This window comes from Actinomyces respiraculi (genome assembly GCF_014595995.2).
In the GTDB taxonomy this organism is placed as follows: domain Bacteria; phylum Actinomycetota; class Actinomycetes; order Actinomycetales; family Actinomycetaceae; genus Actinomyces; species Actinomyces respiraculi.
This window is the reverse complement of the sequence record NZ_CP063989.1, coordinates 1,604,133-1,629,758: the sequence shown is the minus strand read 5'-3', so window position 1 is coordinate 1,629,758 and position 25,626 is coordinate 1,604,133. Positions and strand designations below refer to the sequence as shown.

General features: G+C 72.4%; 20 protein-coding genes and 1 tRNA gene. 16 read left to right on the top strand and 5 right to left on the bottom strand.

What is annotated here, in order from left to right; all coding sequences use genetic code 11:
* Positions 1 to 6 precede the first annotated feature (6 nt).
* The 3 genes from ID810_RS06790 to ID810_RS06780 all read left to right on the top strand — a co-directional run bounded on the left by ID810_RS06790 (position 7) and on the right by ID810_RS06780 (position 4,934).
* A complete protein-coding gene (locus tag ID810_RS06790) occupies positions 7 to 657 on the top strand; it encodes a SatD family protein (RefSeq protein WP_166854890.1) in 651 nt (216 codons plus the stop codon).
* Positions 654 to 1,358, top strand: coding sequence for a hypothetical protein (locus ID810_RS06785; RefSeq protein WP_166854891.1), 705 nt, complete (start codon positions 654 to 656; stop codon positions 1,356 to 1,358). Before ID810_RS06790 ends, ID810_RS06785 begins: the two co-directional genes overlap by 4 nt.
* Positions 1,359 to 1,475: 117 nt before the next feature.
* A complete protein-coding gene (locus tag ID810_RS06780) occupies positions 1,476 to 4,934 on the top strand; it encodes an error-prone DNA polymerase (RefSeq protein WP_166854892.1) in 3,459 nt (1,152 codons plus the stop codon).
* A 14-nt stretch (positions 4,935 to 4,948) separates the two neighbouring features.
* Here ID810_RS06780 and ID810_RS06775 read toward each other — a convergent pair whose 3' ends face one another.
* Both ID810_RS06775 and ID810_RS06770 read right to left on the bottom strand, forming a co-directional pair.
* Entirely contained in the window at positions 4,949 to 6,397 is a 1,449-nt protein-coding gene (locus ID810_RS06775) for an AI-2E family transporter (RefSeq protein WP_425321763.1), read from the bottom strand.
* Positions 6,394 to 7,119 carry an HAD hydrolase-like protein gene (locus ID810_RS06770; RefSeq protein WP_243856471.1) on the bottom strand — a complete coding sequence of 242 codons (726 nt, stop codon included), beginning with the start codon at positions 7,117 to 7,119 and terminating at the stop codon, positions 6,394 to 6,396. The genes ID810_RS06775 and ID810_RS06770 overlap by 4 nt, the downstream gene beginning before the upstream one ends.
* A 114-nt stretch (positions 7,120 to 7,233) precedes the next feature.
* On the opposite strand from ID810_RS06770, the gene ID810_RS06765 reads away from it, so the two are divergent.
* The 6 genes from ID810_RS06765 (at position 7,234) to ID810_RS06740 (ending at position 13,761) form a co-directional block, all read left to right on the top strand.
* Positions 7,234 to 8,103, top strand: coding sequence for a D-hexose-6-phosphate mutarotase (locus ID810_RS06765; protein WP_235931408.1), 870 nt, complete (start codon positions 7,234 to 7,236; stop codon positions 8,101 to 8,103).
* A gap of 153 nt (positions 8,104 to 8,256) precedes the next feature.
* Positions 8,257 to 8,344: transfer RNA gene (locus tag ID810_RS06760), tRNA-Leu, on the top strand.
* A 64-nt stretch (positions 8,345 to 8,408) separates the two neighbouring features.
* Positions 8,409 to 9,581: a GNAT family N-acetyltransferase gene (locus tag ID810_RS06755; protein WP_166854893.1), complete on the top strand. Its 1,173-nt coding sequence runs from the start codon at positions 8,409 to 8,411 to the stop codon at positions 9,579 to 9,581.
* Positions 9,582 to 9,724: 143 nt separating this feature from the next.
* Positions 9,725 to 11,800 carry a M3 family metallopeptidase gene (locus ID810_RS06750; RefSeq protein WP_166854894.1) on the top strand — a complete coding sequence of 692 codons (2,076 nt, stop codon included), beginning with the start codon at positions 9,725 to 9,727 and terminating at the stop codon, positions 11,798 to 11,800.
* A 444-nt stretch (positions 11,801 to 12,244) separates the two neighbouring features.
* Positions 12,245 to 13,342, top strand: coding sequence for an NAD(P)/FAD-dependent oxidoreductase (locus tag ID810_RS06745; RefSeq protein WP_166854895.1), 1,098 nt, complete (start codon positions 12,245 to 12,247; stop codon positions 13,340 to 13,342).
* 110 nt (positions 13,343 to 13,452) lie between these two features.
* Positions 13,453 to 13,761: a DNA primase gene (locus tag ID810_RS06740; RefSeq protein WP_166854896.1), complete on the top strand. Its 309-nt coding sequence runs from the start codon at positions 13,453 to 13,455 to the stop codon at positions 13,759 to 13,761.
* Positions 13,762 to 13,840: 79 nt separating this feature from the next.
* Here the strand turns inward: ID810_RS06740 and ID810_RS06735 are convergent, their stop codons facing one another.
* Both ID810_RS06735 and ID810_RS06730 read right to left on the bottom strand, forming a co-directional pair.
* On the bottom strand, positions 13,841 to 14,794 hold the full coding sequence (locus ID810_RS06735) for an aldo/keto reductase (protein WP_166854897.1): 954 nt from the start codon (positions 14,792 to 14,794) through the stop codon (positions 13,841 to 13,843).
* A 38-nt stretch (positions 14,795 to 14,832) separates the two neighbouring features.
* Positions 14,833 to 15,738, bottom strand: coding sequence for a RecB family exonuclease (locus tag ID810_RS06730; protein ID WP_243856473.1), 906 nt, complete (start codon positions 15,736 to 15,738; stop codon positions 14,833 to 14,835).
* A 121-nt stretch (positions 15,739 to 15,859) separates the two neighbouring features.
* Between ID810_RS06730 and ID810_RS06725 the strand changes: the two genes are divergently transcribed.
* From ID810_RS06725 to ID810_RS06695, 7 genes are all read left to right on the top strand, one after another.
* A complete protein-coding gene (locus ID810_RS06725; RefSeq protein ID WP_166854898.1) occupies positions 15,860 to 16,984 on the top strand; it encodes a site-2 protease family protein in 1,125 nt (374 codons plus the stop codon).
* Positions 16,985 to 17,277: 293 nt separating this feature from the next.
* Positions 17,278 to 18,309 carry a tRNA (adenine-N1)-methyltransferase gene (locus ID810_RS06720; protein WP_166855089.1) on the top strand — a complete coding sequence of 344 codons (1,032 nt, stop codon included), beginning with the start codon at positions 17,278 to 17,280 and terminating at the stop codon, positions 18,307 to 18,309.
* The gene (gene arc / locus ID810_RS06715; protein WP_166854899.1) at positions 18,302 to 20,107 is read left to right on the top strand and encodes a proteasome ATPase; all 1,806 of its coding nucleotides are present in this window, start codon (positions 18,302 to 18,304) and stop codon (positions 20,105 to 20,107) included. The genes ID810_RS06720 and arc overlap by 8 nt, the downstream gene beginning before the upstream one ends.
* Entirely contained in the window at positions 20,104 to 21,858 is a 1,755-nt protein-coding gene (locus ID810_RS06710) for a proteasome accessory factor PafA2 family protein (RefSeq protein ID WP_166854900.1), read from the top strand. Before arc ends, ID810_RS06710 begins: the two co-directional genes overlap by 4 nt.
* Complete coding sequence (locus ID810_RS06705; protein ID WP_166854901.1) at positions 21,855 to 22,040, top strand: ubiquitin-like protein Pup; 186 nt, start codon at positions 21,855 to 21,857, stop codon at positions 22,038 to 22,040. Before ID810_RS06710 ends, ID810_RS06705 begins: the two co-directional genes overlap by 4 nt.
* Positions 21,994 to 23,466, top strand: a complete 1,473-nt coding sequence (gene pafA / locus ID810_RS06700; protein WP_166854902.1) for a Pup--protein ligase — start codon at positions 21,994 to 21,996, stop codon at positions 23,464 to 23,466. Before ID810_RS06705 ends, pafA begins: the two co-directional genes overlap by 47 nt.
* Before the next feature lie 49 nt (positions 23,467 to 23,515).
* The gene (locus ID810_RS06695) at positions 23,516 to 24,913 is read left to right on the top strand and encodes an MAP7 domain-containing protein (protein ID WP_166854903.1); all 1,398 of its coding nucleotides are present in this window, start codon (positions 23,516 to 23,518) and stop codon (positions 24,911 to 24,913) included.
* Here ID810_RS06695 and ID810_RS06690 read toward each other — a convergent pair.
* Complete coding sequence (locus ID810_RS06690; protein ID WP_166854904.1) at positions 24,910 to 25,605, bottom strand: nucleoside/nucleotide kinase family protein; 696 nt, start codon at positions 25,603 to 25,605, stop codon at positions 24,910 to 24,912. The genes ID810_RS06695 and ID810_RS06690 overlap by 4 nt on opposite strands.
* Between the last annotated feature and the right edge of the window lie 21 nt (positions 25,606 to 25,626).

Sequence of the window (25,626 nt, the reverse complement as noted above, 5' to 3'; positions counted from 1 at the left end):
CTGAGCATGTCCGTCTCCTACGCGATCCTCGCCGACATCGTCGGCTCCCGGACCCTCTCCGACCGGCCTGACGCGCAACGGACCTTCCACGAGGCCCTCAGGTGCGCGGCCCGGGACCTCGGGCTCCTCCAGGAGCCCTACGCCACCGTCGGCGACGAGTTCCAGGCCCTCGCCCCCACGCTCGACGGCGCGCTCCTGCTCACCCTGCGCACCCAGCTTCTCCTGCCCGAGGGCCTCGAGCTGCGCTTCGGCATCGGGCAGGGCGAGGCCCGCACCGTCTCCGACGACGCCGCCACCCCCATCCAGGACGGCCCGGCCTGGTGGAGGGCCCGGGAGGCGATCGACGCCGCCCACGAGGCCCAGCAGCGCACCGGCTTCGTGCGCACCCGCGCCGTCCTCGACGACGCCGGGGCCACGGCGACGCTCAACGCGATGCTCGTGCTCAGGGACCAGGCCGTCTCCCGCCTCCAGGACCGGCCCCGACGCATGCTCGCCGCCCTGCTGGGCGGCGCCACCCAGGTGGAGGTCGCCGCCCAGCAGGGCGTGAGCCAGTCCGCCGTCTCCTCTGTCGTCAGGGGCAGCGGTGCCGGTCTCCTGGAGGCCCAGCACCTGCTCGAAGCGCTCGGTGGGGCGGGGGAGCAGGAGCGGGCGTCATGACCGCCCTCCTGCTCCTGGCCGCGGGACTCACCGGGGTCCTGGAGGGCTGGGCCCGATACCGCCCCCGTCGCACGCAGCCTGCCCTCCTGTGGGGCGGCGGAGCCCTCGCCACCGTCCTGGTGGCGCTGCTCGGCCTCGGGCCCGCCGACCTGAGCGTGCCGGCCCTGCTGCCCGGCCTGCTCACCCCCGTCCTGTGGCTCGCCTGGGGCCGGGCCTGGGGAGGAGGGCGCGGCCCACTCGCCCGGGTGGTGGCGCTCGCGGCCGCGCTCGCGCTGTCGCTCGTGCCCCTGCTCGCCGCCGGGGCCCCCGAGCCCACGGCGGGGGAGCAGGTCCTCGCCGTCCTCGGTACCGGCCTGCTCATGGGCGGGCCGTCCAACGACGCCGTCGCCGCCCTGCTCACGCTCGTGCGCGAGGGTGCGGCCGGGGCTGAGGGGGCGAGTGGCGCCCTGCTGCGCGGAGGACGCTGGATCGGGGCCCTGGAGCGCATGCTCGTGCTCGTCCTCGCCTTCTCGGACGTGCCTGCGGCCGTGGGGGCCGTCGTCGCCGCCAAGGGCGTCATCCGCTTCCCCGAGATCAGCCGGGACGCGGGCGAGGGGACGAACGGCGGGGCCAAGGCCGAGGAGTTCCTCATCGGCTCCTTCTCCTCCTGGCTGCTGGCCGCCGGGGTCTACCTCCTCCTGCGGGCCCTGGGCGTGGGCTGAAGGATGGTCTGAGGGGGCACCGGGACGGTCCCGGTGCAGGGCTGTGCGGCCCTTGTCCTCTGTGGCGTGCCCCTCTCTCGGACCGTGGAGCGTGTCGGAGCCCACTATGCTGTACATATGTTCGATTCCTGTGCGGTGGGGGAGGGCGTCCCCCGCGTCCGTGCCCACCGATACGCCGAGCTGCACGCCCACTCCGCCTACTCCTTCCTCGACGGTGCCAACGAGCCCGAGGACCTCGCAGCCGCCGCCGTCGCCCTGGGCCTTGAGGCCCTCGCCCTCACCGACCACGACGGCATGCCCGGCATCGTCAAGCACGCCGAGGCCGGGCGCAGGTACGCGCTGCCCACCATCCACGGCACCGAGCTCACCCTTGAGGACGGCTCCCACCTGCCCGTCCTGGCCCGCAGCCCCCTGGGCTACCGGCGCCTGTGTGCAGCGGTCTCCCGCCACAACCTCGACGCCGGCCAGCGCGCCGAGCCCGCCCACCGCCTGGCGGACCTCGCCACCGCTCTGCGCGAGGGCTACGGGGCCGCGGTGGGGGACACCACCGGGAGCAGACCGGGGAGCGGGGGCGCTACCGCCTCACCCGTCCTCGTCCTGACCGGCACCGCCAACGGCCCCCTGCGCCGCGCCCTGGGCGACCCCCGGCACCCCGGCACCTGGAACCACCGCGCCGCCGACGCCGTCCTGGGCCACCTGGTCGAGCTCTTCGGCACCGAGGGCGTCGCCGTCGAGATCACCCTCGACGGCGGCCCCACCGACGCGGCCTTGACCAAGGCCCTCAGCCGTCTCGCCGCCACCCACCGCCTGCCGCTGCTGGCCACCGGCGCCGTGCGCTGCGCCCGCCCCGCCGACGCCCGTCTCGCCGACGTCCTGACCGCCACCCGCCTGTGTACCGACCTTGAGGGCGCCCGCAGCCACCTGCCCGCCCTCGGCCGCTGGCTGCGCGGCCCCGACGACATGGCCCGCCTGCACCGGCGCGCCCCGCAGGCCGTCGACGCCACCGCCGAGATCGCCACCGACCTCGCCTTCGACCTGTCCCTCGTCGCCCCCGACCTGCCCGCGCCCGAGGTCCCCGAGGGACACACCCCCGCCAGCTGGCTGCGCGAGCTCACCTACCGCGGCGCACTGCGCTGCTACGGCACAGCCCAGCAGGACCCCCGGGCCTGGCAGGTCCTTGCCCACGAGCTCGAGGTCATCGAGTCCTTGGACTTTCCCGGCTACTTCCTCATCGTGCGCTCCGTCGTCGACTTCTGCGAGCAGGCCGGCATCCTCTGCCAGGGCCGGGGCAGCGCCGCCAACTCCGCCGTCTGCTACGCACTGGGCATCACCGCCGTCGACGCCGTGCGGCACCAGATGCTCTTCGAGCGGTTCCTGTCACCCGGCCGATCCGGCTACCCGGACATCGACCTCGACATCGAGGCCTGCCGCCGCGAAGAGGTCATCCAGCACGTCTACGCCCGCTACGGACGCGACTACGCCGCCCAGGTCGCCAACGTCATCTCCTACCGGTCCCGCTCGGCCGTGCGCGACGCCGCTCGGGCGCTCGGCCACCCCCCGGGTGTCATCGACGCCTGGACCCGTTCCCTGGAGCACCGCTGGTCCCCTCTGCCCGAGCCCACCGCGCAGGCGGGTGCCGATGAGCCGCCCGAGCAGGTGCGCGCCGTCGCCAACCGTCTTCTGCTGCTGCCGCGCCACCTTGGCATCCACTCCGGTGGCATGGTGCTCGCCGCTCAGCCCGTCACCGAGGTCTGCCCCGTGCGCTGGGCCGCCATGGAGGGACGCACCGTCCTGCAGTGGGACAAGGACGACTGCGCCGCCGCCGGCCTGGTCAAGTTCGACCTGCTCGGCCTGGGCATGCTCACCGCCCTGCGCCTGGCCTTCACCACCCTCGCTGAGCGCGGTGAGACGGTCCCCGAGCCCCTGCACGAGGACGGGGCAGGCACCCTGCGCCCCGCCCAGAGCGGGCGCCCCTGGGGCCTGCACACCCTGCCGGAGGAGGACCCGGCGGTCTACCGCCTCCTGAGCGCCGCGGACACCATCGGCGTCTTCCAGGTCGAGTCCCGCGCCCAGATGGCGACCCTGCCACGTCTGCGGCCCTCGACCTTCTACGACATCGTCGTCGAGGTCGCCCTCATCCGCCCCGGCCCCATCCAGGGCGACGCCGTCAACCCCTACCTGCGTCGCCGCCTGGGCGAGGAGCCCGTCACCTACCCTCACCCCCTCCTTGAGCCCGCTCTTTCCAAGACCCTCGGCGTGCCGCTCTTCCAGGAGCAGCTCATGCAGATCGCCGTCGACACCGCCGGCTTCAGCCCCGCCGAGGCCGACGCCCTGCGCCAGGCCATGGGCTCCAAGCGTTCACGTGCGCGCATGGAGGCCCTGCACACCCGCCTCGTCGAGGGCATGGGGCAGCGGGGGATCGACCGCTCCACGGCTGAGGCCATCTACGACAAGCTGTGCGCCTTCTCCGACTTCGGCTTCCCCGAGTCCCACGCCTTCTCCTTCGCCTACCTCGTCTACGCCTCCGCCTGGCTCAAGGTCCGGCGCCCCGAGGACTTCTACGCCGGGGTCCTGGCCGCCCAGCCCATGGGCTTCTGGTCCCCACAGACCCTCGTCGGTGACGCCCGCCGCCACGGGGTGCGTGTCGAGCCCGCTGACGTCAACCGCTCCGGCGTCCAGGCCGGTGTGGAGCGGATTCCCGACGACGGCGTCCGGCCCGCCGGTCCCACGCCCTACGCCCTGAGCCCCCTCGACGTCCACCCGGAGCTGGCGGTGCGCCTGGGACTGGCCCCCGTCAAGGGGATCGGGGCGCGCGCCGCTGAGGAGATCGTCAGCGAGCGCGAGGCCCACGGCGCCTACCGGAACGTGGCCGACCTCGCCCGCCGCGTGAGGCTCAGCCGCGCGCGCCTGGAGAACCTGGCCGCCGCCGGGGCCCTGGCCAGCCTCGGGATGAGCCGCCGTGAGGCCCTGTGGTCCGCCGGTGCCCTGGCCGGTGAGCACGGGACCCGGCACACTGTGCGCCTGAGCGCCCGCCCGGCTGGAGGGCACCAGTCAGACGGCGTGGCGGGCGCCAGTGCCGAGCAGCCCGCCGCCTGGTACCAGCCCACCCTGCCCGGGACCACGCCCGGCGTCCGGGCCCCGCAGCTGAGGGCCATGAGCGCCCACGAGGAGCACGTGGCAGACCTGCGCCTGACCGGGGTGTCCGCCTTCACCCACCCTCTGGCCTTCCTGCGTCCCCTGCTGCAGGCCGATGGTGTGATGAGCGCCGACGCGCTCATCCGCGGCGGCGGCGTTCTTCATGGCCACCGGGTGCGGGCGGCGGGCGTCATCACGCACCGCCAGCGTCCCCACACCGCAGCAGGCACCATCTTCCTCAACCTCGAGGACGAGACCGGCCTGCTCAACGTCATCTGCAGCGCTGGCATGTGGAAGCGCTACCGCGGCGTCGGGCGCAGGGCCGCAGCCGTCGTCGTCACCGGCAGCGTCGAGAGTGCCGACGGGGTCACCGCTGTGCGGGCCGACCGCCTCGAGGCCCTGGGTGGTGTCCCCACCACCGGCAGCCGAGACTGGGCCTGAGCCAATTGCGGCGCCTAGCGGGAAGCGTCAAAACGAGGCAGGTCGCCCTGAAGGGGTGCGTCCTTCGTGTGCAGCACCGAGTACACCGACCACGCCACGCTCACCACCGGGACGGCGACGATCGCACCCAGCAGGCCGGCCGAATAGGTCCCCACGGCCACTGCGATGATGACGACCACCGGGTGCAGGGACACCTGCCGGCCCATGATGAGCGGCTGGAGGATGTGCCCCTCGATCTGGCCGATCCCCGCTACGCCCAGGCCCACGACGATCGCCATGACGAGACCCTTGGCCGCCAGCGCCACGATCATGGCCACGATCATGGCGGCCGGGGCTCCCACGATGGGGATGAAGGCACCGATGAACACGAGCACCGCCAGGGGCGCCGAGAGCGGGATGCCGATGACCTGCAGGAAGGCGCCCGCCATGATCGCGTCCGTCAGCGCCACGATCATCGTGCCGCGCGCGTAGCCGGCGAAGGTGTACCAGCCTGCCCCAGCGGCCCGGTGCACCTTGGGGCGCAAATGCGTCGGCATCTCGTTGAGGAACCAGCGCCACATGCGCCCGCCGGAGGCCAGGAAGAAGATCGTGCAGAACAGGGCCAGGGCCAGGACCGTGAAGACCTCCACGACTGTGCCCGCGTTGGACAGGACCTCGCTGGCCAGCGACGGCGCGTTCGACTCCACGTACTGCTGGCCCTTCTCAAGCCACGTGTGGAACTGGTTGACGAGCTCTTGCTGGGTCAGGTGCAGCGGCAGGGGCCCGTTTTCCAGGTAGTCGAGGATCGTCGTGACACCGCTGGAGAACTGCTTGGCCAAGGAGGACCACTGGTTCGTCACCGAGGTCACGACGTAGGTGACCAGGCCCGCGACAATGCCGAGTGTGCCCAGCAGTGCCAGGAAGGTGGCCGGGTAGCGGGGCATCACCCGCGTCAGCAGGCCCACGACCGGCTGCAGCAGGGAGGTGACGACGAGCGCGATGAAGATGCCGATGAAGACCTGCACGATCTGCGAGGTCGCGAAGACCACGAGGCCGATGACGATGACGATGCCCAGCAGGAGCCAGGCGCTGAGGCCGCCGCGCACGAGCCAGGAGGGCAGCGACTCCAGCGGCGTCGTCGGGGACGGGGCGCTCTCGGGTTCCTCTTCCTCAACCGGGCGGTCGGGGGAGGGCTCCGGCTGGGCGACGGCCATGGAAGCAGGGGCGATAACCATGCCCGGATCGAGCCGCAGCACGATCTGGCGGCGCTCTTCACGGTGCTGCTCCGCCCGGTCGATCTGTGCTCTGAGAGTGCGCCGGGCACGACCCACCAGGCGGGGCAGGCCGGCCCTCAACCGCGCTGAGGTGGGTGCCGGGGGCGTGGAGGCAGCATGCTCGGTGGCAGGGGTGGCAGGAGCGCCGTCCTGGCTTCTGGCGTCGACGCTGTCCCGGGGGCTGACGCTGTCCTGGGGATCGGTGCTCACAGCCCCGCCTCCGAGACGTGCGCGCCCAGGGGGAGGCCGGTCAGCCCGGTCAGCAGATCGCTCAGCTGTGCGGGGGAGTCCACCAGCCAGTCGGCACCGGCCATCTCCTCGGCGTCCCCGTAGCCCCACAGGACGCCGACGCACTCGACACCCGCCTCGTGAGCGCCCTCGACGTCGTGCGCGCGGTCACCCACATGCACCACCCGGGAGGTGTCCGCCCCGGCCTCGCCCAGGCGCCGCACGGCGGTGCCGATGACCTCGGCCTTGCGCCCTCCGCGGTCCGCCAGGTCCGCGCCCGCCGTGGCCGTCAGACGGGAGACGAGCCCCTTGTGCTCAAGAAGCCTGACCGCCAGGTCCTCCCGCTTCGAGGTCGCCAGGCAGGTGGGCACGCCCGCGGCGGCAAGGGCGTCGAGCAGCCCGGGCACGCCGTCGTAGACCGGGGCCTTGTGCATGTGCCGGGTGTAGTGGGAGCGGTAGATGCGCACCGCCTCGTCCACGTCCTGCCCCTCAAGGCCCGCGTGCAGCCGGAAGCCCTCGTGCAGGGGCGGACCGATGAACACGCCCAGCTCCTCGCGGCTGCCCACGGCAAGACCCAGGTCGCTCAGCGTGTGGGCAAAGGCGTCAAGGATCGTGGGGCCGGAGTCGATGAGCGTGCCGTCCAGGTCCAGGAGCACGGCCGTCACCGGCGTCGTCGGTGGCCCGGGGGGTCTCAGGGCGTCCACGCGCGTCTCCTCCTGTGTGCCTCGGATGTGTGTCCCACACTACTAGGGTGGTTCCGGGCCCCCGACCACCTGACGCGGGGCACGTGCCCCGACACCTGACGACAAGGAAGCACCGTGCACCACACGAACGTGTCCCTTCCCCGCACCGCCGCCCTCAGCGCCGGACGAGGGGGCCGGCCCCGTCTGCTCATTGACGCCCCCGCGGGCTCCGCCGAGATCTACCTCCACGGCGCGCACCTGGCCTCCTGGCGCCCCCGCGGTGGTAGTGAGGTCCTCTTCCTCTCCCGCGACGCCGTCTTCGACGGCACCCGCGGGATCCGCGGCGGAGTGCCCCTGTGCGCCCCCTGGTTCGCCAAGGGGCCCCGGGGCGACAAGCAGCCCATCCACGGCACGGTCCGCCTGTCCACGTGGCGGTTGCGCAGTGTCACCTCCCGGCCCGACGGCGGGGTCAACGCCCTGCTCGCCCTCGAGTCGGATGGGCTCAGGTTCCTCTACGAGGTCGGGGTGGGCGAGGAGCTCACCCTGTCGCTGTCGGTGCGCAACAATGGCGACGCCCCGAGGTCCGTCGAGATGGCGCTGCACAGCTACTACAGCGTCGGCGACGTCACCGCGGTCACCATCGACGGCCTGGAGGACCTCGCGTTCTGGACCCTTGCCGAGGGTTCGGACCAGCACGAGCCCGGCGCGGTAGTCCTGCGCGGGGTGACAGACCGCGTCTACGACGTGCCCGCCACGGGCCACACCATGACGGTCAACGACCCGGCTAAGGGACGTCGCCTCCTCATCACCGGCCAGGGCACACCCAATTCCATCGTCTGGAACCCGGGGACCGAGACCGTCGGGACCATGACGGACCTCGCCGACGACGAGTGGCCCACTTTCGTGTGCGTGGAGAACGCGATCATCCGGGACAATGCAGTCGTGCTCGCACCCGGTCAGACCCTGAGCGTGGGCACGCGCGTCGTCGTCGAACCGCTGGACTGAGGCGTACCCGCACGGCGCCGTCACGTCCCCGGTCCTTGTGACACACCTCCTTGTGACACACCGCACCGGTGACCGATTTGCCCGGCCCAACCGGGACCGTGCTAAGTTTCTCTTCGTTGTCAGCGGGGTTGAAGCCCTGCGGGCAGTGACAAAGTCCGAGTGGCGGAATAGGTAGACGCGCTAGCTTGAGGTGCTAGTGCCTTATTAAACGGGCGTGGGGGTTCAAGTCCCCCCTCGGACACCCGGTGCGAAGGCCCCGACAGCATGCTCGGGGCCTTCGTCATGCCCGGGGTTACCCTCGGCCCATGCAGCCCTTCGAGATCCGCGTTCCGGCCGCCACCCACAACGGCAACGCCCTGCCCGAGCTTCTCCTGAGCACACCGACCGCCGCCGACGTCGAGCGCATCACCGAGATCTGCCAGGACCCCGAGATCGCGGCCTGGACGTCCATCCCCTCACCCTACCGGCGCGAGGACGCCGTCGCCTTCATCGAGTCGGTCGTCGTCCCCGGGTGGGAGGCGGGCACCGACATCACCTTCGCCGTGCGCGAGGTCCAAAGTGCCGGTGAGAACCTGCTCGTCGGCATGGTCGGCATCCAGCGCTCGGGCTCGGGCCGCGGCGAGGTCGGCTACTGGCTCGCCGCCGAGGCACGCGGGCGTGGCACGATCCTGCGGGCAACGCGCGCCCTCATCGACGTCGTGCTCGACCCCATCGGACCCTTCCCCGTCAAGGCGCTCGGCTGGGCCTGCGACATCCACGACGGCGTGCCCAACTGGGCCTCCTGGCGCGTGGCCTGGCGCCTGGGCTTCGTCTGTGACGGGCGCACCCGCGCCGCCCTCGCTAACGGCGGCGAGCTCGTCGACTCCCTGCGCGCCACCCTCCTGCCCACCGACCCGCGCGAGCCCCAGGCCCCCTGGGACGGCCCCGTCCCGGTGTCGGACGAGCCCACCGGCCGGGGCAACGGCTCGGCCAACACCCAGGGCGACGCGACACCGCTCGTGGCCCAAGACGGGGTCGGACGGCGCGAGGGCGACGACCCCGAGGCCCTCGTGCGCCGCTTCCACCGGGTCTACGGCCTGCCGATCCGCACCGACGGGCCGAGCCTGGAGCGTGAGAGCCTGAGCATGCGTATGAGCCTCATCGCCGAGGAGTTCGCCGAGCTCACCGGCGCGGTCTACGGCCAGGCCGCCCGGAGCGAGATCGAGCAGGCCTACGCGCGGGCTGTGGCCGCCGACGACGCCACCCGCGACACCGTCGAGGCGGCCGACGCCCTGGCGGACCTCATCTACGTCATCTACGGCATGGCCCTGGAGACCGGCATCGACCTTGCGGCCGTGCTCAGCGAGGTCCAGCGTTCCAACATGTCCAAGCTCGGTGAGGACGGCCGGCCGATCTACCGCGAGGACGGCAAGGTCCTCAAGGGCCCCGGCTACTTCCAGCCCGACGTCGCCGGGGTGCTGGGGCTCAGCGAGAACTGACCCCGGGGCTTCCCGGGGCTCTCCTGACGCTCCCCTGGGCAGCGACAGGGCGCTGGGGTCGGTCAGCGGGGCACCAGCGGCGCCAGCCTGGGCTGCGGCCTCCATGTGACGGCAGACGCGTGTGGCATGGAACGATTGGGCCCATGACTAAGACCGGCCTCCCGCAGCTGCCCGACTCCAACCCTTTCGCCACCCCCTGGAGCCTGGACCTCGCTCTGCCCGACTTCGCCGCCGTGGCCCCAGCGGACATCGAGCCCGCTGTGCGTGTGGGCATGGCGCACCAGCGCGCACAGTGGGAGGCCGTGGCCACTGACCCCGCCGAGCCGACGGTGACCAACACGGTGGCGGCGCTGGAGTCCTCCGGCGAGCTGCTGGAGCGTGCGCTGACGGTCCTGTATGCCCTGACCTCAGCCACCGACTCACCTGAGCTCGACGAGCTTGAGGAGCGGCTGGCTCCGGAGCTGGCGGCCCACAACGACGCCCACGACCTCGACCCCCGCCTGTACCGGCGGTTCAAGGCCCTCGATGAGCTCGTGGCCCAGGCCCGGCAGGCCGGGCGCACCCCGGTGGACGCCGCGGGTGAGGAGATCGACGAGGAGACCGCCCGCTACATCCGGCTCGCCGTTGAGGCCTTCGAGCGCGAGGGCGTGGCCCTGACCGGCAAGGCGGCCGAGCGCCTGCGCGAGATCAACGCCGAGCTGACGTCCCTGAGCACACGGGTCGGCACGCTCATCGCCAAGGCCATGCACGAGGCCGGCGTGGCCAACTACACCGCCACCCCCGAGCTCGCGGAGCTGACTGAGCACGCCGACCGCGTCGCGCTTGCCACCAAGGCCATGAGCCGCGGGCTCACGGGTCAGACGGACACCCGCGCCCTCATCCTGCGCGAGGTGGCGCTGCGGGCTGAACGTGCCCAGCTGCTCGGCTTCGACCACCACGCCGCCCTCACCGCTGCTGAGTCGGCTGCCGGCACCACGCAGGCGGTGACCGAGATGCTCTCGCGTCTGGTCCCACCGGCCATGGCCAACGCCCGCCGGGACGCTGAGGTCTACGCCGCCCGCATGGCCGCGGATCCCGCTACGAAGCCGGGGGAGGCCTTCGGGACGGCGGACTGGCCGCGTTACGAGGAGGCCGAGCGCAAGGACCGCTTCGGCGTCGATGACGCAACCCTGGCCCCCTACCTGGAGCTGGACAGCGTCGTGGTCAAGGGCGTCTTCTATGCGGCCACCCGCCTGTACGGCATCACCTTCCATGAGCGGGCGGACCTCGCCCAGCACATGTACGACCCGGATATGCGGGTGTGGGAGGTGCGTGACCCGGCGGCCCTGAGCGAGGCCGAGCGCGAGGCGGGGGCCCAGGCCCCGGTGCTGGGCCTGTTCGTGGGCGACTACTACGCCCGCACCGGCAAGCAGGGCGGGGCGTGGATGGACAACCTGGTCGAGCAAGGGCACCTGACCGGTCGCAGGCCGGTGATCATCAACTGCCTCAACCTCACCAAGCCGGAATCCGGCCCCACGCTGCTGACGTGGGACAACGTCATCACCGCCTTCCACGAGTTCGGCCACGCCCTGCACGGGCTCTTCGCCGACACCCGCTGGCCCGGCGCCTCGGGGACCAACGTGCCGCGTGACGTCGTGGAGTTCCCCAGCCAGGTCAACGAGTCCTGGGCCCTTCACCCCCAGGTCCTGGCCTCCTACGCCCGTCACGTCGACACCGGTGAGCCGATGCCGGCCGAGCTGGTCGAGCAGCTGCGCAGCCAGGGATCCTTCGGCCAGGGCTACACGACGACCGAGTATCTGGGTGCGGCGCTGCTGGACCAGGCCTGGCACACCCTCGGCCCCGAGCAGGTGCCGACCGGTCCCGAGGAGGTGGAGGCCTTCGAGCACGCGGCGCTGGAGGCCGTCGGCATCGACGACTGCCTGGTCCCGCCGCGCTACCGCACCACCTACTTCAACCACATCTTCGCCGGCGGTTACGCCGCGGCGTACTACGCCTACATCTGGAGCGAGGTGATGGACGCGGACACCACCCAGTGGTTCCGCACCGACGGCGAGGGCGCACGCGACGGGGACCTGGGGCTCAACCGTGAGGCGGGCGAGCGCTTCCGCCGCGAGTTCCTCTCGCGCGGAGACTCACGTGACCCGCTGGTCTCCTACCGGGCCTATCGCGGGCGTGACCCGCGCCTGGAGCCCCTGCTCGAGCGTCGAGGACTGGCCTGAGGGCCCTGACGGCAGAGCACTCAGGCCGGACAGGCCCGGCCCCTCAGGCCGGCTCAGGACGGTGAGGGGGTGGCGAACCCAGTCTGGTCGAAGTGGAGGAGTCAGAGGCCGTTGGAGCCGGGACTGTGCCCGAACACCCGGCCAGTCCCCAGGCTGCGGCCCCGGCCACGAGAAGGATGCTGAAGCGCTCGAGCACGGTGCCGTGGTCACTCATCGAGAGCATCCACAGGCATGGAGAGGAAAAATGTGGCGAGGAGGATGACGATTCGGGAACGATGACGGTGAAGACGGGACACGGTGTACTCCTTAAATCACACATCGGCCGATCGGTGACACTCGTCATAGTGTGAGATCGGACATAGGTCGAGGGTCCTGTTCGGGATGTCTGGGTCGGGACCGTGACGGTAGTCTGCCCCTACCACCCGAACGGAAGAAGAGGACTCCATGGTTCGCGTCACCATCGTCGGAGGCGGCTACGGCGGAATCACTGTCGCCAAGGCTCTCGACGACGTTGCCGAAGTCACCCTCGTCGAGCAGAAGGACACCTTCGTCAACCACGCCGCCGCCCTGCGCGCCGCCGTGGACCGCGAGTGGGCCGAGAAAATCTTCATGCCCTACGACCGGCTGCTGACCCGCGGCCGCGTCATCCACGGCACCGCCCTCGCCGTCAAGGGCACCACCGTCGAGGTCTCCGGTGGAGTCGGCCCCATTGAGGCCGACCACCTCGTCCTGGCCACCGGCACCGTCTACCCCTTCCCGGCCAAGCACCTGGAGTCCTCCTCCGTGGTCGCCAAGGCCCGCATCGAGCGCATGCACACCAACCTCGAGCAGGCCGGCCGCGTCCTCGTCGTCGGTGGCGGCGACGTCGGCATCGAGCTCGTCGGTGAGATCACCTCCGCCTTCCCCAAGATCGAGGTCACCCTCCTCGAGGCCGCCGAGGACATCCTCGCCACCAAGGACTACAAGCCCGAGCTGCGCCAGGCCATCCGCTTCCAGCTCGAGCAGCGCGGGGTCGAGGTCATCACCGGCGAGACGCTCGCCGCCCTGCCCCCGGTGGACCCGGGCGTGCTCTCGCCCTTCCGCGTGCCCACCACCGGTGGACATCGCCTCGAAGCGGACATGTGGTTCCGCGCCTGGGGCTCGTCCGCCGCCACGGGCTTCCTCGGCGACGACTACGACGACATCCGCCACCACAACGGCACGATCCGCGTCGACAGCCACCTGCGCGTCGTCGACCACCCGGGCGTGTGGGCCGTCGGTGACATCACCGACGTGCGCGAGTCCAAGCGCGCCGACGCCGCCCGCGCCCACGCGAAGGTGGTGGCCGACAACATCCGCTCCCTCATCGCCGGCGGCGAGGCCACCGCCACCTACCAGCCCCGGCCCGAGCTCGTCGTGCTGCCGCTGGGCCCGGACGGCGGCGCCTCCCAGGTCATGCGCGAGGGCGTGCGCGTCGTCGTCGGCCCCGAGGAGACCGCCCGTTTCAAGGGCGAGGACCTGTACCTGGGCTACATCACCCAGCAGCTCGGCATCGAGGAGTGAGCGCCACCGCACGCGACCGAGGCTGAACGCCGTCGGGACTGCGGCCCTGCTGCCCGCGTCCGGATCGCTCATCTGGACGCGGGCAGCACTCGTGCCGGTATTCTGACCGCATGACGAATGACCCGCGGTCCGCGCTCAACCGACTCATCGCCGCCTTCGAGGCGCACCTGGACGCCGCAGCCGCGGGCGACGAGCTCTCGCCCGCGGTCGTCGCCGCGGAGAACAACCTCCAGGACGCCTTCTTCACCTATGACGACGCCCTCTTCACCGCTCACGGCATCGAGCTGCCCTTCGACATCGTCGACTCCGACGACGCCGACGACGACTACGAGACCGGGTCCGATGAGGACGATGACTATGACGACGACTACGACGATGATGAGGACGAGGACGAGGAGGACTATGAGGACGAGGACTGAGCCTCGCCCATCCTGAGCCTGTCCTGAGGGGTCCGCACCGCTGGTGCGGACCCCTCAGCCGTCTATCACCGGGCGGTTGTCACAGGGCGGTGACGTCGTCGAGCGCGTGGCGGATCTGCGCGGGAAGCACCAGGTCCTCGGCCGCCAGCACCCCCTGCAGCTGGGCGGGCGTGCGAGCTCCGACGACGGTCGCGGCGATCCCCGGGGCCTCACGGGCCCAGGCCAGAGCCACCTCCACGGGCTTACGGTCCAGGCCCGCGGCCGCCGTCGCCACGGCCTCGACCACGCCCTCGTGCCCGGGCTGGAGGTAGGGGGCCACGTAGGAGCGCAGGTGCGGCGATGCCCCGCGCGAGTCCGCCGGGACCGTCGCCCGGTACTTGCCGGACAGGACCCCTCGTCCCAGCGGGGCGTAGCCGATCACCCCGAAGCCCAGCGCCTCGGCCGCAGGCAGGACCTCACGCTCGGCACCGCGCGCCAGCAGCGAGTGCTCGACCTCGACCGCCGCCATACCGGGCCCTGTGTGCTCACGCAGCAGGTTGGCCGCGTGCACGCTGGACCAGGCCGGGTGGTTCGACACGCCGACGTAGCGGGCACGGCCAGAGGCGACCGCCAGGCGCAGCGCGTCGACCGTCTCCTCCATCGGGGTGGTGTCGTCCGGCACCTGCACAAGCCACAGGTCGAGGTGGTCGGTGCCCAGGCGGTGCAGGGAGGCGTCGAGCGTGTCCAGAAGGGTGCCGCGCGAGGCGTCCGCGGTCGCGGGCCGCTCCCCGGTGCGCCACGTGCGCACACCCGCCTTCGACACGAGCACGATGTCCTGGCGCTCGACATGCTCACGCAGGAGCGAACCGATGACCTCCTCGCTCAGCCCTCCGCAGTAGGAGGCGGCCGTGTCCAGGAGGGTGCCGCCGGCGTCGAGGAAGACGTCGAGCTGGTCGCGGGCCTCGATCTCGTCCGTGTCGCGCCCCCAGGTCATCGTGCCCAGGCCGACCGACGAGACCCTCAGGCCGGTGCGGCCCAGTCTGCGATGCTCCATGGGCCCACCGTAGGCCAGTGGCCGCGATCCAGAGCCGATCAGGCGGTCGGGCGGCGTGCCGTGAGCAGCTGTGCGATGCCCTCCCCGGGCAGGGGTGGCGTCGTGCCCCCGAAGAGCGGGCAGGAGGACTGGAAGGCGCACCAGTCGCACAGGCGGGAGCGCTGCGGCGCGAACTCGCCGCGTGCGGCACAGTCCTCGACCTCGTCCCAGATGTGCTCCAGGCGCGTCTGCGCCGCATCCAGCTCGCCCAGGTGAGGGTCGTGGGTCAGGGTGCGCCCGTCACGCAGGTAGAGCAGCTGGAGGCGCTGGGGTGCCCGGCCGCGCAGCCGCAGCAGCACGAGCGCGTAGAAGCGCATCTGGAACAGCGCCTCCTGTGCGAAGCGCGGTGCGGGGGAGCGGCCGGTCTTGTAGTCGACCACGCGCATCGCCCCGTTGGAGGCGACGTCGAGGCGGTCGACGAAGCCCCGCAGCAGCAGACCGCCCTCGGTCTCGACCTCGACGAAGAGCTCGCGCTCGGCGGGCTCGAGCCGTGAGGGGTTCTCCATCGTGAAGTAGGAGCGCAGCAGAGTGCGCGCCTCCTCCAGCCACGGCTCGACCTGCTCGGGGGACTCGAAGAGCTCCATGACCACCGGGTGGTGCTCCCGGTGGGCCTGCCACTGCGCGGGCAGCATGTCCAGGGCCGCCTGCGGGCGGCGCTCGGGCGCGGGCAGGTCGTAGAGGCGCTCGAGCACCGCGTGCACGAGCGTGCCCTTGTGCGTGGCCAGCGAGCCGGGCTCGGGCAGGTGGTCGACCGTGCGCAGACGGAACAGGAGCGGGCACTGCAAGAAGTCCTTCGCCCGCGACGGCGACAGGGCGGTGCGCCTGGGGCCGGAGGTCGCGGGCCTGCGGGCACCGGGGCCGGTGGCCCGGGTCGTGTCGCTCGTCGTCTCGTTCGTCGTGCTCACATGACGAACCTATCCTGACGCGCTGACATGTCTCCCCAAGCCGGGCGCGCACGGCCGCACCCTGCGACGCTGTGGAGCCCGGTGCGCTTGTCCCACCCGTGCCACCGTTAGGCTCCCGGTCATGACCCCGACACAGCGACCCGCACGCACCAGCACCCAGGGATGGGTCCTCGGCACGGTCGGTGGCGCCCCCATCGTCGTCGCCCCCACCTCCCTGCTGCTGGGCCTGCTCCTCGCCGGCTCCTGGCTGCCAACGGTCCGCTCCTACCTCGGTGCACTCGGCTGGGTCGCCGTCGTCGGCGTCGTCGTGCTCACCGTCATGGGCGTGGCCGTGAGCATCCTGCTCCACGAGCTCGCCCACGGGCTGACCGGCACCCTTCTGGGCCGCCGCCCGGTCCTGTACCAGCTGCACCTGTGGGGCGGGCGCACGACCTTCGGCCCCGCCACCAACTGGCGGCCCTGGAAAGACATGCTGACCTCCCTCGCGGGGCCGGTGACCAACCTCGTGCTGTGGGCACTGTGCCGCGGGGCTTTCAGCGTCCTCTCCCTCGCCCTGCCCCTGGGGATCTCCTTCACCCTGTGGGCCCTGAGCTGGGTCAACCTCGCCCTGGCCGTCTTCAACGCCCTGCCCGGGCTGCCGCTCGACGGCGGCCACGCCCTGGCCGCGCTGGTGGAGCAGCTGAGTGGCCGCCGTCGTCTGGGTCTTCAGGTCGCCGCCTGGGGAGGGCTCGGCGTCGTCGCCCTCATCGCCTGGTACTGGGTGCTGCGCCCCCTGCTGCTTGTGCACCGCCAGCCCGACGCCTTCGACCTCATGATCGTCGTCCTTGTGGCCTGGCCCATCGCCTCCACCTGCTGGACGGTTCTGGGCCTGGGTGGAAGGAACCGGGCCGCCGCGAGCCTCGACCTGCGAGGCCTCCTCCAGCCCGTGGCCACCGTCGGCGCCACGGCGACCGTGAGCCGGGTGCACGCCGTCCTGTCCGACGGCGCCCGGCTCGTGCTCGTGTCCGACGGCGCACGCCTCCTCGGCACCATTGACGCCGTCGGCCTGGAGGAGCTCGGGCCGCTGGACGAGCACGTCGCCACCGCCGGCCAGGTGTGCACGGCCCTGCCCGCCCGCGCCGTCACCACCCAGGTGGTGGGGGAGCAGGCCGCTGCCGCGCTCCAGGCGGCTCGCAGCGTCTCGCGCTGGCTGCTCGTGGTCGAGAGCGGCTCAGTCCTCGGGGCGGTACCCACCGGGGCCCGGTGAGTGTCCCCGGGGCATGTGGCCCACAGGCGGGTCGGCACCCTCTGATGCGGGCCGTGCGGACGAGCTGATCGTGGCCGTGCCCCTTTCTCGTGGACGGTGCAGCGGGACCCAGAACCCGCTCACTACACTGCGCTGCGATGAGTGACACGCAGCCCGAGCACGTCGACCCCACGACGCCGCCCCCCGCCCACGACCCCGCCCGGGACACGGTCGTCATCCCCACGGCACCCTCGCGCTACGACGAGCACGACCCCTCCGAGCCCAAGCAGTCGGCGCCCAAGCTGCCCCCGCGCATGCTCACCCAGGACGTCCTGGGCCAGGCCGGGCGCCGCGGCCCCCTCCACTACGGCGAGCGCGTCCAGGTCACGGACGTCAAGGGCTCCAAGCACACCTTCCAGCTCGACCCACACGGCTACTTCCAGTCCGGGCGCGGCTCCTTCCACCACCGCGACGTCGTCGGCCTGGACGAGGGCACGGTCCTGACCACCGCCTCCGGCCATGAGCTGCTCCTGCTGCGCCCCCTGCTGGCGGACTACGTCCTGTCCATGCCCCGCGGCGCCCAGGTCGTCTATGCCAAGGACTCCGGCCAGATCATCGCCCTGGGAGACATCTTCCCCGGGGCCCGTGTGCTCGAGGCCGGCGTCGGCTCCGGCGCCTTGACGATGAACCTGCTGTCCGCCATTGGGGAGAGCGGCCACCTGCTGTCCATTGAGCGGCGCACCGACTTCGCCCAGATCGCCGCCTCCAACGTTGACTCCTGGTTCGGTCGCCACCACCCCGCCTGGGAGCTGCGCACCGGTGACTTCGCCGAGGTCACCGCCGCCCGCGTCACCGATGCGAGCGTCGACCGCGTCGTGCTGGACATGCTCGCCCCCTGGGAGAACATCGCCGCCAGCGCCCGTGTGCTCGTGCCCGGTGGGGTGTTCCTCGCCTACGTCGCCACCACGACCCAGCTCTCGCGTACCGTCGAGGCGCTGCGGCACTCCGCGCTGTTCACCGAGCCCGAGTCCTGGGAGTCGATGGTGCGCACCTGGAATGTGGACGGCCTGTCGGTGCGCCCGGACCACACGATGGTCGCTCACACGGGCTTCCTGCTCACTGCCCGCCGCCTGGCCGCCGGCTCCACACCGCTGACCCGTAAGCGCCCGCCCGCCCGCGGCGCCTACGACGAGGGCGGCTACTGGCTGCCCGAGGACGTCAAGGAGCGCACGAGCACGGACCGCAAGGTCCGCCGCGTCCTGCGCGATAGCCTCGCCAAACAGCCCGTGGACGCCACCCCCGTCCTTGGCGGCACCCGTGATGAGGAGGCCGACGGCGATGCCTGAGTCCCAGCACCACCCCACCGGGCCGGACAGCCCCCGGCCCGCCGCCCCGGCCGAGGCGGCCACGGCCCGGCAGCAGCTGGGCCCGCCCCCACCCTCCTTCGCCTCCCACCAGCTGCGCGAGGCCCGCGCCGAGGCCGTGAGCCTGGCCGCCAAGAACGAGCGGCTGGTCGCAGCGCTGCGGTCGGCCCGCGAGCAGATCACCGAGCTGGCCACCCAGCTCGACGCCGTCACCCTGCCGCCCGTCACCCTCGCCCTGCTCACCGGGCTGCCTGCCGCCGGTGCCGCGACCGCCGTGCGCACGCAGGCCCCGACGTCGGCCGACCACGCACACGCCGCCGCCCGCGCCCGCACCGACGCCGCCCCCGCTGCGCTGGAGCGCCCCGCCGAGGTCGAGGTCGTCCTTGGTGGACGCACCATGCGCCTGGGCCTGCACCCCAGCCTCGAGAGCGCCCGCCTCAGCGTCGGCCAGCTCGTCGCCGTCAACGACCAGATGCTCGTCGTCGACGCCCTGCCCGCCCCCGACACCGGTGAGGCCGTCACCCTCGACGAGGTCCTCTTGGGCCCTGGGCGAGTCGGGCCACGTGCCCTCGTCACCACGGGCTCCGGTGCCACCCGCGTCCTCACCCTCGCCGGGCACCTGGACCCCGCCGCCCTCCAGCCGGGGGACACCCTCGCCGCGGACCTCAGGGCGGACGTCGCCACCGAGCACGTCGAGCGCACGAACGTTGAGCAGCTCGTCGTCGCCGAGACCCCGGACGTCTCCTGGGAGGACATCGGGGGCCTGGGTCCCCAGATCGAGGAGATCCGCGACGCCCTCGAGCTGCCCTTCAGCCACCCCGGGCTCTACCGCTCATACGGGCTGCGCGCCCCCAAGGGCGTCCTGCTGTACGGGCCCCCCGGCTGCGGCAAGACCCTCATCGCCAAGGCCGTGGCCACATCCCTGGCCAACAGCGCCGGTGGTGCGACCACGGGCCGCTCGGCCGCCTTCCTCAACATCAAGGGCCCAGAGCTGCTGAGCAAGTTCGTGGGCGAGACCGAGCGGCAGATACGCGCGATCTTCGAGCAGGCCCGCAAGGTCGCCGCCGAGGACCGTCCCGTCGTCATCTTCTTCGACGAGATGGAAGCCCTGTTCCGCACCCGCGGCACGGGCGTGTCCTCCGACGTCGAGACGATGATCGTCCCCCAGGTGCTGGCCGAGATCGACGGCGTGGAGTCCCTGCGCAACGTCGTCATCATCGGCGCCTCGAACCGCGAGGACATGATCGACCCGGCGATCCTGCGCCCGGGTCGCTTGGACGTGAAGATCCGCATCGACCGGCCCGACGCCGACGGCGCCCTCGAGATCATGGCCCGCCACCTGACCGCCGACCTGCCGCTGGATCCCACCGAGCTCGCCGCCCACGACGGCGACGCCCAGGCCACCGCCCAGGACATGCGCCGCGCCGCCGTCGAGGCCCTGTACGCGCGCACGCCGGCCAACGCGGTCCTGGAGATCACCTATGCCTCCGGCGCCACCGCACCCCTGTACCTGGCGGACCTCGCCAGCGGCGCCATGCTCGCCGCCGTCGTCCGACGCGCCAAGACCCAGGCCGTCAAGGACGAGCTCGCGGGCGGCCCCGGCGGCCTGAGCACCGCGGCACTGCTCGAGGCCGTCGCCACCGAGGCCCGCCAGAACGAGGAGATCACCAGCGCCACCAACCCTGAGGGGTGGGCGCGCGTCGTCGGCCACCGCGGTGAGTCCATCCGGGCCGTGCGGCGCCTCGGGCTCGACGCGACCCGCCGGAAGGAGCACCTGTGACGGAGCCCGTCCACCGCCCGGTTGGCCTCGAGACCGAGTACGGGGTCCTGCAACCGGGCAACCCCTACGCCAACGCCGTCGCCATGTCCACCCGGGTCGTCGCCGCCTACGCCGCCCGCTCACGCCCCGGCCTGACCAGCGCCGACGGCGCTCCGGTCGCACCCGTGCGCTGGGACTACGAGGGCGAGGACCCCCTGGCCGACCTGCGCGGCGGCCACCTGACGCGCGCCGGCGCCCACCCCTCAATGCTCACCGACGACCCCACGCGCCCGGCACCCTCCGGCGACGCGGCTGAGGACCTGGATCTGCCGCCCGCCCCCTGGGGGGCGCGGCCCCGCCCCGGCGAGGCAGAGGCGGCCCTGCCGCGGGCCACGACGGCGGTCCTCGCCAACGGTGCGCGCCTGTACGTCGACCACGCCCACCCCGAGTACGCCTCCCCGGAGGTCCTCAGCCCCCTGGATGCCCTGACCTGGGACCGTGCCGGAGAGGTCATCGCCCGGCGCGCCATGACCGCCCTGGCCCAAGACGAGGGCACAGCGGATGAGGAGGTCGTGCTCTACAAGAACAACGTTGACGGCAAGGGCGCCGCCTACGGCTCCCACGAGAGCTACCTCGTGCGCCGAGACCTGCCTGTCGACCTGCTCGTCGCCGCCCTCATCCCCTTCCTCGTCACCCGACCCGTCATTGCCGGCGCCGGACGGGTGGGCATCGGTCAGCGCTCCGAGCGTGCCGGTTTCCAGATCAGCCAGCGGGCCGACTACGTGCAGACCGACATCGGCCTGCAGACCACCTTCAACCGGCCCATCGTCAACACCCGCGACGAGCCCCACGCAGACGCGACCCGCTGGCGCCGCCTGCACGTCATCAACGGCGATGCCAACCGCCTCGACACCCCCATCTACCTCAAGGTCGCCACCACGAACCTCCTGCTGTGGTACCTCGAGCGCGCCCGCGGCGAGGACCTCGGCACACTCACGGGCCTGGCCGAGCTCGCGCTCGTGCGAGACCCCGTCGAGGAGCACTGGGCCATGTCGCACGACACGAGCCTTAGCCACGAGCTCGTCACCGCCTCCGGGCCCCTGACCGCCCTCGTGATCCAGCGCCGCTACCTCGACCTCGTGCGCACCGCCCTGGAGGAGGACGCGCAGGCAGGAGCCGTCACCGGACCGGACACCCGCGCGGCCCTGGCCCTGTGGGACGAGGTGCTCGGCGGTCTCGAGACCTACGCGGCGGCCCTGGGCACACCCCATGAGGCGGCTGCGACCGCCGTCGTGGCCCGCGACGTCGAGTGGGTCGCCAAGAAGCAGCTGTGCGAGGCCCTGCGTGCGCGCACCGCCACCGGCTGGCAGGACGAGCGCCTGGCGGCCCTCGACATCCAGTGGGCGGACCTGCGCGCAGGCAAGGGCATCGCGGAGAAACTCATCGCCGCCGGGCGCACCCGGCGCCTGGTGACCGACGCCGAGGTCGAGCGCGCCGCCGACACCCCGCCCAGTGGCACGCGGGCCGCCGTGCGCGGCCGGGCCGTAGCGGGCGCGGCCGAGGTTGTCGCCGCCTCCTGGACGAGCCTCGTGCTTGACGTGCCTGGAAGCCCGAGCCTCATGCGCCTGGCGCTGCCCGACGTCGCCTGCGACGAGGCCCGGGCCCAGGCGCTGCTCGAGGAGCTGCGCACCGCCGCACATCCCGACGCAGAGCGACCCGCAGGCGGCCCGATTGGGCCCAGCACCACCACCGGAGGAAGACTGACCCCATGAGCCTCAACGAGCAGATCCAGCCCACCGGCGGCCCCGCCGAGGACGCGACCGACCTGGGCCCCACCACCGGCGGCCAGGTCCAGGTCACCGGCGTCGACGACATCCTTGACGAGATCGACGCCGTCCTGGAGACCAATGCTGCCGCCTTCGTCCAGGGCTTCGTGCAGAAGGGCGGCGAGTGAGGTGACGGCCCCGGCGCGGCGCGTCATCGGCATCGAGACGGAGTACGGCATCACCTGTGCCTCCACCGCCGGGTCCGTGCCGCCGCTCGACGCGGACCACGCCGCCCGCGAGCTCTTCGCTCCCGTCGTCGCCCGGGGCCGCTCCTCCAACGTCTTCACCCGCGCTGGGGCCCGCCTGTACCTCGACGTCGGCTCGCACCCCGAGTACGCCACCGCCGAGTGCGACCGCCTTGAGGACCTGCTCGCCCAGGACCGTGCTGGTGAGATTCGCATGGCGCGCCTGGCCCAGCAGGCCAATGACCGGCTGGCCGAGCAAGGCGTGCCCGGCCGCATCCACCTGCTCAAGAACAACCTCGACGCCGAGGGCAGCGGTTTCGGCTGTCACGAGAACTATCTCGTGCGTCGGCGCGGCGACTTCTGGAATGACGCGCGCACCCTTGTGTCCCACCTCGTCACCCGGCAGGTGCTCGTCGGCGCCGGGCATGTGATGGACGCGCCGGACGGCTCCGGCGCGCGCTACGTCTTCTCCCAGCGCGCCGACCAGATGGAGGACGCCGTCTCCTCCGCCACCACTCGTTCACGCCCCCTCATCAACACCCGCGACGAGCCCCACGCCGACGCCGAACGCTATCGGCGCATGCACGTCATCGTCGGGGACTCCAACATCGCCCAGGGCTCCACCCTGCTCAAGACCGGGCAGATGGACCTGCTGCTGTCCTACCTGGAGGAGGGGGGCTCGCTCGCGGACCTGCGCCTGGCCCAGCCCATGCGCGCGATCCGCGAGACCTGCCACGACCTGAGCGGCACCGTGGTCCTCGAGCTCGCGGACGGGCGCACCATCACCCCCCTCGACCTGCAGGAGGAGCACCTGGCGCGCGTGAGCCGGCACGCCGACGGCCTCGACCTGACGCCGCTGCACCGCGATGTCCTGGACCTGTGGGAGCGGGGCCTGACCGCTGTGCGCCACCAACGCCCCCGGGACGTGGTCACCGAGCTGGACTGGGCCGCCAAGCACCAGCTGCTCACCCGCTACGCCGAACGTGCCGGTACGGGGCTTGACGACCCGCGCGTGGCCCGCCTGGCGCTGGCCTACCACGACGTGTCTGCCACCGACGGGCTGCGTGGCCGTCTGGAGTCCGCGGGCCTGCTGCGCCGCTGGGTGTCCGAGGCTGACTGCGAGGCCGCGACGCGAATCCCGCCGGCCACCACCCGGGCCCATCTGCGCGGTAGCGCTATCGGCCGGGCCGAGGACCTGCGTCTCGACCTGAGCGCCGACTGGGTCAATCTCAAGCTGGACGACGGGCGCACGGCCCCGGTTGCTCTGCGCGACCCCTTCGCGGTCGTCGACGCCCGGGTCGATGCCCTGCTGGAGACGATGGACGCCCTGGCCGCCGCTCGTGACGGGCGGGTGCCCGCTGGAGTCTGAGGGACGTCTCAGGCAGTGACGGTGGACGTCTGACATACTCGGTGGTCTCATGAGTGACGACGCGACGAATCCGGGCACGGCCGTGTCCCGCGACGCCCTGCTGCCCGACGGCAGACCCATGACCCGCAAGCGTCTGCGCGAGCTCGAGCGTGCCCGCCAGGCGGAGCTGGAGAGGGCCCGTGCGGTGGAGGCCGAGCGTGCCCGCCAGGCGGAGCTGGAGAGGGCCCGTGCGGTGGAGGCCGAGCGTGCCCGCCAGGCGGAGCTGGAGAGGGCCCGTGCGGTGGAGGCCGAGCGTGCCCGCCAGGCCGAGCAGGAGCCGGCGCCCCGGTCCACTCCCGCGCAGACCGAACCCCCCGCCGTCACCGGCGCACAACGCGCCATCGGCGCCACTCTTGGCCGCCCCCGCCCACGCGGCAAGGCCGCCGTCGCACTCGCCGTTCTCGCAGCCCTCGCTGTCGTCCTCGTGCCCCTTGGCCTGGCCAACCGCGGCGGTGGGCTCTCCAACGACTCCGCCGTCGGCACCTTCGGCTCGAACACGCCGTCACTGCCCACCGTCGACGCGGACGCCCCCATCGGCGACGTGCTCGAGGTCGCCGGGCGCCTCGGCTCGACTCCCGTCGTCTCCGTGCTGGCATCGGCCCCACCCCCCGCCGGCATCCTCACCGACGTCCTCCTCGAAGGCGACGGCCGCACCGTCAACAGCGGGGACGCGGTCCTGCTGTCCGTCTCGGTCTTCAACGGCACCGACGTCACCAACACCACCGGAACCGCCGTCGGCACCCGGCTCTACCGGGGCCTCCTCGACGCCTCCCAGCTGGGGCGGGTGCTCGCCGAGGCGGTCGAGGGCGCCACCGAAGGCACCCGCCTCGTGCTGCGCGCCCCCGCCGAGGCGGCGGACGGCGGCCCCTGCACCGAGATCACCGTCGTCGACGTCCTGCGCACGAGTGCCAACGGAACCACCCGCGAGGTGCCCGACGGCACACCGCTCGCCGTCCTCAACGCGGACGGCACCATGACGGTCTCCCTCAACGGGCTACCGGCCCCCACCCGTCCGAGAGCCACCGTGCTCATCGAGGGCGACGGGCCGCAGGTGTCCTCCACGGACACCGTCATCGCCCGCTACCAGACGGTCTCGTGGGCCGACGCCGCAGCGCGCACGGACAGCTATGGCTGGGACGTCGTGCCGGGCATCATCCGGATGACGGACACCCTTACGGGCATCTCCTCACTGCTTGTCGACGTCACGGTTGGCTCGCGCGTCATCCTGTCACTGCCGACGGACCAGGCCCGCGGTGAGGAGCCGGTCGCCGTCGTCATCGACGTCCTCGCCGTCGTCTCTGAGGACGCGCTCACCAACGTCAGTGCCGAGCCCAGCCCCACCGCCAGCCCTGAGGTCGTGCGCGTGACCCCCTCGGCCACCGCCTCCCCAGACAGCACCGGCTCCTAAGACAACTCACCGGTCTGGGAGGCAGGACCCTGGCCGTGGCGCACGAGCACCTGCGGCCACCACGCCGGGGTCTGCTCCCAGGCCAGGCGCACACGCTCCTCCTGCGCCTGCCAGGCCTCAATGTCCCACGTGTAGCTGTCACGCGCGGCAATACGCGTGTATCGCAGCTCCTGCGGCGCCTCGACAAGCACCCTTACGACGGTGAGCGGCGCCAGATCCTGGGCGGCTGCCGCCAGCGCACCGCAGCCCTCCACCACCAGCACCCCGTCGGCGAGTGCCGGCAGGCGCAGCTCGTCACCAGGGGCCATGCGCTCCCAGTCCCAGGTGGGTGCCCGCCCCTCGCCGCCGCGAGCCAGGGCCGCCAGCAGCTCGGCGGTACGCGTGACGCCTTCCGCCAGCGTCTGCCAGCCCGGCACGAGCAGGTCCGTCGGCAGCAGGTACGTCTCACGCCCCTGGTGCGCCAGGAGCTGGCGCACACGACCCGCCAGGTCCGTCTTGCCCGAGCCCGTCGTGCCGTCGATGACGACGAGCGTGCCCGCGCCCGAGCGCCCGACCCGGGAGACGACGGCGTCGGGTGCCCCGGCCGGGCCCGTGAGGAGAACACCGGGACGGCCGGTCAGCAGGTCCGAGCGCCAGCCGCCGGGGGAGTGGACGGTGTGGGAGGTGTCGGCGGGGGAGGGTGTGCTGGACACGTCGGCAGGCTACCGTCGCCA